General features: G+C 72.7%; 7 protein-coding genes and 1 pseudogene. 6 read left to right on the forward strand and 2 right to left on the reverse strand.

What is annotated here, in order from left to right; all coding sequences use genetic code 11:
• On the reverse strand, window positions 1-871 hold an 871-nt coding region (locus E1293_RS42105; protein WP_243717387.1), incomplete at its 3' end, for an N-acetylglucosamine kinase.
• 121 nt (window positions 872-992) lie between these two features.
• Between E1293_RS42105 and E1293_RS42110 the strand changes: the two genes are divergently transcribed.
• Together E1293_RS42110 and E1293_RS42115 are read left to right on the forward strand one after the other, a co-directional pair.
• The gene (locus E1293_RS42110; RefSeq protein ID WP_207939419.1) at window positions 993-1,919 is read left to right on the forward strand and encodes a MurR/RpiR family transcriptional regulator; all 927 of its coding nucleotides are present in this window, start codon (window positions 993-995) and stop codon (window positions 1,917-1,919) included.
• On the forward strand, window positions 1,916-2,812 hold the full coding sequence (locus E1293_RS42115; RefSeq protein WP_132204952.1) for an N-acetylmuramic acid 6-phosphate etherase: 897 nt from the start codon (window positions 1,916-1,918) through the stop codon (window positions 2,810-2,812). Before E1293_RS42110 ends, E1293_RS42115 begins: the two co-directional genes overlap by 4 nt.
• A 75-nt stretch (window positions 2,813-2,887) precedes the next feature.
• On the opposite strand, the gene E1293_RS42120 is transcribed toward E1293_RS42115, so the two are convergent.
• Window positions 2,888-4,123, reverse strand: a complete 1,236-nt coding sequence (locus tag E1293_RS42120) for an acyl-CoA dehydrogenase family protein (RefSeq protein WP_132204954.1) — start codon at window positions 4,121-4,123, stop codon at window positions 2,888-2,890.
• Between the two features lie 61 nt (window positions 4,124-4,184).
• On the opposite strand from E1293_RS42120, the gene E1293_RS42125 reads away from it, so the two are divergent.
• The 4 genes and pseudogenes from E1293_RS42125 to E1293_RS49955 all read left to right on the forward strand — a co-directional run.
• Window positions 4,185-4,844 (forward strand): HAD family hydrolase, encoded by a 660-nt coding sequence (locus E1293_RS42125; RefSeq protein ID WP_243717389.1) that lies wholly within the window; start codon window positions 4,185-4,187, stop codon window positions 4,842-4,844.
• 26 nt (window positions 4,845-4,870) lie between these two features.
• The gene (locus tag E1293_RS42130) at window positions 4,871-5,395 is read left to right on the forward strand and encodes a DUF6912 family protein (protein ID WP_132204958.1); all 525 of its coding nucleotides are present in this window, start codon (window positions 4,871-4,873) and stop codon (window positions 5,393-5,395) included.
• A 79-nt stretch (window positions 5,396-5,474) separates the two neighbouring features.
• Window positions 5,475-7,106 (forward strand): L-glutamate gamma-semialdehyde dehydrogenase, encoded by a 1,632-nt coding sequence (gene pruA / locus E1293_RS42135; RefSeq protein WP_132204960.1) that lies wholly within the window; start codon window positions 5,475-5,477, stop codon window positions 7,104-7,106.
• A 104-nt stretch (window positions 7,107-7,210) separates the two neighbouring features.
• Window positions 7,211-7,300: pseudogene (locus E1293_RS49955) on the forward strand (HAD family hydrolase); the annotation flags it as partial.

Genomic DNA, 7,300 nt, shown 5'->3' on the forward strand with positions numbered 1-7,300 from the left:
GCGGGGCACCGGGCGACTCGGGATGGCCCGGTGGCCCGTGCGGGCCGGTGGGCCCGTTCCCCGGCGCGGGGTAGGGAGCGGACGGGGGATAGGCGGACTCGGGGACGAGCACGGCGGTGCCCGTGCCGCCCTTGCCCGGGGAAACCCCTCCGGAGGCGAGCGTGACGGGTTGCGACAGCACCGGTTGCGGCAGTGCGGAGACGCCCGGTGACGACGAAGGGGCGCCGGCCATGGCCAGCGCCCTTGGATGGCGGGGTCTTCGCCGTTCCGAGTCGATCTCCGCGACCACGGTGGCGCCGAGCAGCGCCCGGGGGACCGAATCGGTGAGCAGCGTCGGGGAGCCGCGGCCGTCGTAGGCGGCGAGCGCCGCCCGGACGGCCTCCTTCCCGAGCCACACCGCAGAACCCTCGTCCCCGACGAGCCAGCCGTAGCCGTCCGCGCGCTGCACGATCGTCCCGTCGTTGATGACCGCCGCGCCGGCGCCCGTGCCGGAGAACACCACGATGCCCTTGGGCTCGCTGGTCCCGGCGGCGAACGCCACCGCGATATCGGTCACCACCGCGGGCGAGCCGCGCAGTCCGACGGCCTGCCAGGCCTGCCGCGCCGCCGTGACGGCGGCGGGCCGGCCGGCGGAGCCGGCCCCGGCGATGCCGAACACGCCGGTGAGGATGTGAGTACGGTCCAGGTCCCCGAGCGCCTCCCGCAGGGCGGTGGTCAGCGCCCCCGCGGTGTCGCCTCCTGAGTTGGGGTTGGCCCCGGGGCCGGTGCCGGAACCGGCCAGGGCACCCCCGAGCGTCAGCACGACGCAGCGGGTCTTCGTGCCACCCGCGTCGATACCGACCACGTAAGGACCGGCCAAATGGGTCAACACATGGCGACCGTAGCCTTTTCTACCGTTGACGTGACATCCTGCGCGTAAGAAAATTTCCTCCATGAGGAAACCCATCGGCCCCGGTCGGGGCCCCGAGCGGGGGATCACGGGGGAGGCCGCTGTGTCACGGGACGACACGGCGGTCCAGTCCAAGGACAAGGACGCGACACCGCTGAGCACGGTGGTGCGCGTCCGGTCGCTGCTGCCCTCGCTGCCCCCCGCCGAGCGAAGAGTCGCTCAACGCGTCATCGACGACCCCGAGGGGGTCGCCAACTCCACCATCACCGAACTCGCGCAGGCCTGCGGGACGTCCGAGACCACCGTCATCCGGTTCTGCCGGGCGATCGGGTTCCACGGCTACCCGGAGCTGCGGCTGACCCTCGCCACCGAGGCGGGCCGGGCGCAGAGCGCCGCCGGCGGCCGGGTCATCGGCAGCGACATCAGCCCCGACGACTCCCTGGAGCAGATCGTCGAGAAGGTGACCTTCGCCGACGCCCGCGCCGTCGAGGAGACCGCCGCCCAGCTCGACATCAAGATGCTCGAACAGGTCGTGGACGCGGTCGTCGCCGCGGACCGGGTGGACGTCTACGGCGTCGGCGCCAGCGCGTTCGTCGCGGCGGACTTCCAGCAGAAGCTGCACCGCATCGGCCGCGTCTGCTCCGCCTGGGCCGACGCGCACATCATGCTGACCAGCGCCGCCGTCCTCGGCCCGGGGGACGTCGCGCTCGGCATCTCGCACACCGGCGCGACGGTCGAGACCATCGACGCGCTGGAGGTCGCCAAGACCAGGGGCGCCAAGACCGTCGCGCTCACCAACTTCCCGAAGTCCCCGATCGCGGAGGCGGCGGACCTGATCCTCACGACGGCCGCGCGGGAGACGACCTTCCGCTCGGGCGCCACCGCCAGCAGGCTGGCGCAGCTCACGGTGGTCGACTGCGTCTTCGTCGGAGTGGCGCAGCGCACCTACGGGCCGACCCGCAAGGCCCTGGAAGCCACGTTCGAGGCGGTCCGCGGACGGACCGTGCGACCCGACCGGAGGCGTCGGTGATCGATTGCGAGCTCCCCACCGAGGGGCGGAACCCCCGGACCCTCGATGTCGACACGCTGCCGACCATGGAGGTGCTGCGCCTGATCAACCATGAGGACGCGACCGTGCCGATGGTCGTCGCCTCGGTGCTGCCCGAGGTGGCCCGGCTGGTCGACCTCGCCGTCGACTCGCTGCGCGCGGGCGGCCGCGTGCACTACTTCGGGGCGGGCACGTCCGGCCGGCTCGCGGTGCTGGACGCCGCCGAGCTGCCCCCGACGTTCGGGATCTGGGGGCGGGTGGTGGCCCACCACGCCGGCGGTCCCGGCGCGCTGTCCCAGGCCATCTCCGACGTCGAGGACGACACCGAGCTCGGCCGCCGGGACGCGGGCGAGGTCCAGCCGGGCGACGTCGCCATCGGCATCGCGGCGAGCGGCCGCACCCCGTACGTCGTGGGGGCGCTGCGCGCCGCCGCCGCGGCCGGGGCGCGCACGGCGCTGATCAGCTGCAACCCGCACACGCCGTACGGCGCCGAGGTGGACGTGCACATCGGCCTCGCGACCGGGCCCGAGGTGATCAGCGGGTCCACCCGGATGAAGGCGGGCACCGCGACCAAGCTGGTGCTCAACTCCTTCTCCACCACGCTGATGATCAGGATGGGGCGCACCTACTCCAACCTGATGGTCAGCGTGAACGCGCTGAACTCCAAGCTGGCGACGCGGCTGGTGCGCATCCTCACCGAGGCGACGGGCATGGACGCCCGCACCTGCGAGAACGCGCTGGCCGAGGCGGGCGGCAACACCCGCGTCGCGCTGGTGTCGCTGCTCGGCGAGGTGCCCGCCGCCCGAGCGACGGTGGTGCTGGAGGAGACCGACGGCGGTGTCCGAGAGGCGCTCCAGCGCCTCAGATCGGCCTGAAGGGGGGACACGGGGGTTCCGTGGTCATGCGATCGTCCCCGCACCGATCGCATGATCACGGACGGACCGCGGGGGTCAGCGGTCGTAACGTCGCAGTTCCTGCCGGGCGACGGTGCGGACGTGGACCTCGTCCGGGCCGTCGAAGATGCGCATGGCGCGGACCCACGAGTACATCGCGGCGAGCGGGGTGTCGTCGGACACGCCGGCGCCGCCGTGCACCTGGATCGCGCGGTCGAGGACCTCGTGCGCGATCCGCGGCACGACCACCTTGATCGCGGCGATCTCCGACCGGGCGCCCTTCGCGCCGTGCCGGTCGATCAGCCATGCGGTCTTCAGGGTGAGCAGCCGCGCCTGCTCGATCGCCATCCGCGACTCGGCGATCTGCTGCCGGACGACGCCCTGCCCGGCGAGCGGCCCGCCGAACGCCTCGCGGGACAGGGCGCGGCGGCACATCAGCTCCAGCGCCCGCTCCGCCATCCCGAGCGCGCGCATGCAGTGGTGGATGCGGCCGGGGCCGAGCCGCGCCTGCGCGATCACGAACCCGTCGCCCTCCGCCGCGACCAGGTTCGACACCGGCACCCGGACGTCCTCGAAAAGGATCTCCGAGTGGCCGTGCTGGTCCTGGTAGCCGAACACCGGCAGGTGCCGGACGATCGTCACGCCCGGGGTGTCGCGGGGGACGAGCACCTGCGACTGCTGCCGGTGCGCCGGCCCGTCCGGGTCGGTCGTGTTGTCTCCGGCCCCCTGACGGGGGCCCACCCCCATCCGCCCCATCACGATGAAGATCTTGCAGCGCTCGTCGGCGGCGCCGGTGATGAACCACTTGCGGCCGTTGATCACGTACTCGCCGCCGTCCCGGACGATCGAGGTGGTGATGTTGGTGGCGTCGGAGGAGGCCACCTCGGGCTCGGTCATCGCGAACGCGCTGCGGATCTCGCCGTCCAGCAGGGGCTTGAGCCAGCGCCGCTTCTGCTCGTCCGTCCCGAACATGTGCAGGACTTCCATGTTCCCCGTGTCGGGCGCGGCGCAGTTGACGGCCTCCGGCGCGAGATCGGGGGAGCGGCCGGTCAGCTCGGCGAGCGTCGCGTACTCAAGGTTCGACAGGCCGGAGACGTCCGGCAGGAACAGGTTCCACAGCCCGCGCTCTCGGGCCTCCACCTTCAGCTCCTGGACGATCGGCGGCAGCGCGTGCGGGTCGTTCCCGGCCCGCCAGGCGGCGTAGACGGGCTCCGCCGGGTAGACGCGGTCGTCCATGAACTCCTGGAGCCTTTCCTGGTGGTCGCGCGCCTTCGGGCTGAGTTCGAAGTCCATGCGCCGCAGTCTGACAGAACGGGATTCGGTCATTTCGCCCGGGATCACCTACCATCTGCCCGTGCCCTCTGCGAACCCCGTGCCCCCTGCGGTCAAAGCCGTCATCACCGACTGGGGCGGCGTGCTGACCTCGCCGCTCGCCGACGCCATCGACGTCTGGCTCGCCGCCGACCGCATCGACGTCGAGCAGTACAAGAACGTGATGCGCGCCTGGGTCAAGCAGGCGTACAACGGCGCCGGGACGAACCCCATCCACGGCCTGGAGGACGGCTCGCTCGCCACCGCCGAGTTCGAGCACCTCCTCGCCGCCGAGCTGCTCACCGTCGACGGCGGCACGGTCGAGGCCGCCGGGCTCATCGCCCGCATGTTCGGCGCGTTCGCCCCCATCGAGCCCATGTACGACGCGCTCCGCGCGGCCCGCGCCTTCGGGACCCGCACCGCCCTGCTGTCCAACTCGTGGGGCAACGAGTATCCCCGCGACCTGTTCGCCGAGCTCTTCGACGCGGTCGTCATCTCCGCCGAGGTCGGGATGCGCAAGCCCGACGAGCGCATCTTCCGGCACGCCCTCGACCTGCTCGGCATGGACGCCGCCGAATGCGTCTTCATCGACGACATCGAGCACAACATCCGCGCCGCCGAGGCCCTCGGCATCCGCGGGATCCTGCACACCGGCCCCGACGCCACGATCGCCGAACTGCGCGAGCTGAACCTCCTGCCCTGACCGGTCTGGCAGACTGGCTGACCGTCATGCGCGTCTACCTGCCGTCCACCCTCACGCTGCTCGCCGGCGTCCACGCCGCGCGGGAGATCGGCCCCGCGCCGCTCGCCGCGCACGCCGTCACGCCCGCGCTGCGCGAGTGGTACGCGGGCGGCGACCTGGAGGAGCTGGAGTACGCGGCGATGTCCGCCGCCGCCCGCGCCTCCCTGCGCCTGCTCGCCGCCGACCCGTCCGCCCCGCGCCGCCGCGTCGTGCTGGCCGCCGAGATCCCCGACGACCAGGCCGCCCGGCCCCGCGGCGACGCCGATCTGGCGACCGGCGACCGCGCCCTGGTCCGGCTCGCCGCCCCCGTCCCGTGGAAGCTGATCGCCTCCGGCCACGTCGACGGCCCGGACGCCGTCCCCGACATCGCCGCCGCCGCGGACGCCCTCCCGGCCGCCGACGCCGGCGACGACGACGCCGGCGACGACGACGCCGGCTTCACCGTCGACGGCGCCGAAGGCCACGACCTCCTCTGGTACGCCACCCAGGAACTCCCCCACCTCCTCGACTGAGCGGCATATTTCGTCCGCGCGCTGGCGGGTAGGTCCATCGGCACGTCGACAATGCCGTCGGATCGCAGGGAGCCGTCAGATGGACGCCGTGACGAACGTGCCGGTGCCGGTGAACGAGCCGGGCAGGGGGTACGCGCCGGGCAGCGGCGAGCGGGCCGCGCTGGAAGCCCGGATCAAGGAGCTGGCGGGCGCGCAGACCGAGCTGACCATGGCGATCGGGGGCGAGCACCGGATGGGCGCGGGCACGCCCGTCGACGTCGTGGAGCCGCACAACCACGGGCACGTCCTCGGCCGGATGGGTGAGGCCACCGAACCGGACGTGGCCGAGGCGATCGCGGCCGCGCGGGAGGCGGCGCCCGCGTGGCGGGCGATGGCGTTCGAGGACCGCGCCGCGATCTTCCTGCGCGCCGCGGACCTGCTCGCGGGGCCGTGGCGGTCCACGGTGAACGCCGCCACGATCCTCGGCCAGTCCAAGTCGGTGCAGCAGGCCGAGATCGACGCGGCCTGCGAGCTGATCGACTTCTGGCGGTTCAACGTCCGGTACGCGCAGCAGATCCACGAGCAGCAGCCGCTGTCGCCGCCGGGCGTCTGGAACCGGCTGGAGTACCGGCCGCTGGAGGGCTTCGTCCTCGCGATCACCCCGTTCAACTTCACCGCGATCGCCGGGAACCTGCCCACGGCGCCCGCCCTCATGGGCAACGTCGTCGTGTGGAAGCCGTCCCCCACCCAGCAGCTCGCCGCGCACCACACGATGCGCCTGCTGGAGGCCGCCGGCCTCCCGCCCGGCGTGATCAACATGGTCACCGGCAACGGCGGCGCCGTCTCCGCCGCCGCCCTGCGCCACCCCGACCTCGCCGGCCTGCACTTCACCGGCTCGGCCGCCACCTTCCAGAACCTCTGGCGGGCCGTCGGCGAGAACATCTCCGCCTACCGCGGCTACCCGCGCATCGTCGGCGAGACCGGCGGCAAGGACTTCGTCGTCGCGCACCCGTCCGCCGACCCGGCCGTGCTGAAGACGGCGCTCGTCCGCGGCGCGTTCGAGTACCAGGGCCAGAAGTGCTCCGCCGCGTCCCGCGCCTACATCCCGCGCTCCGTCTGGGACGGCATGCGCGACGAGTTCTGCGCCGAGGCCGAATCCCTCACCATGGGCAACGTCGCCGAGGACCTGTCCGCCTTCATGGGCGCCGTGATCGACGACCGGGCCTTCGCCAAGCACCGCCGCGCCATCGAACGCGCCCGCGGCATCGACTCCATGACGATCCTCACCGGCGGCGAGCTGGACGACTCGCGCGGCTACTTCGTCCGCCCCACCGTCCTGGAGTCCGCGGACCCCACCGACGAGATCTTCACCACCGAGTACTTCGGCCCGATCCTCGGCGTGCACGTCTACGACGACGGCGACTACGACACCGTCCTGCGCCAGATGGAGAGCGTCTCCGAGTACGCCCTGACCGGCGCGATCATCGCCGACGACCGCGCCGCCGTCGCCGCCGCCACCGAGACCCTCCGCTTCGCCGCCGGCAACTTCTACATCAACGACAAGCCGACCGGCTCCATCGTCGGCCAGCAGCCGTTCGGCGGCGCCCGCGCCTCCGGCACCAACGACAAGGCCGGCTCCATCTTCAACCTCACCCGCTGGACCAGCGCCCGCTCCATCAAGGAGACCTTCGTCCCGCCCACCGACCACCGCTACCCCCACATGGGGCCCTAACCGGCGAGACGGTTGCGGGGGACGGGCGGAGGCCGGACGATAGGGTCGCCGCGGGCGCCGGACCGGCGCCCGTCCACGCTCTTCCGACCGCGTATGGGAACGGGATGTCGACGCTGAACCGTCTGGTGCTGTGGAACATCGACCACACGCTGGTCGACGTCGGGCGGGTCACCCGGGACGCCTACGCCGAGGCG

The sequence above is a fragment of the Actinomadura darangshiensis genome (assembly GCF_004349235.1).
Lineage (GTDB): Bacteria > Actinomycetota > Actinomycetes > Streptosporangiales > Streptosporangiaceae > Spirillospora > Spirillospora darangshiensis.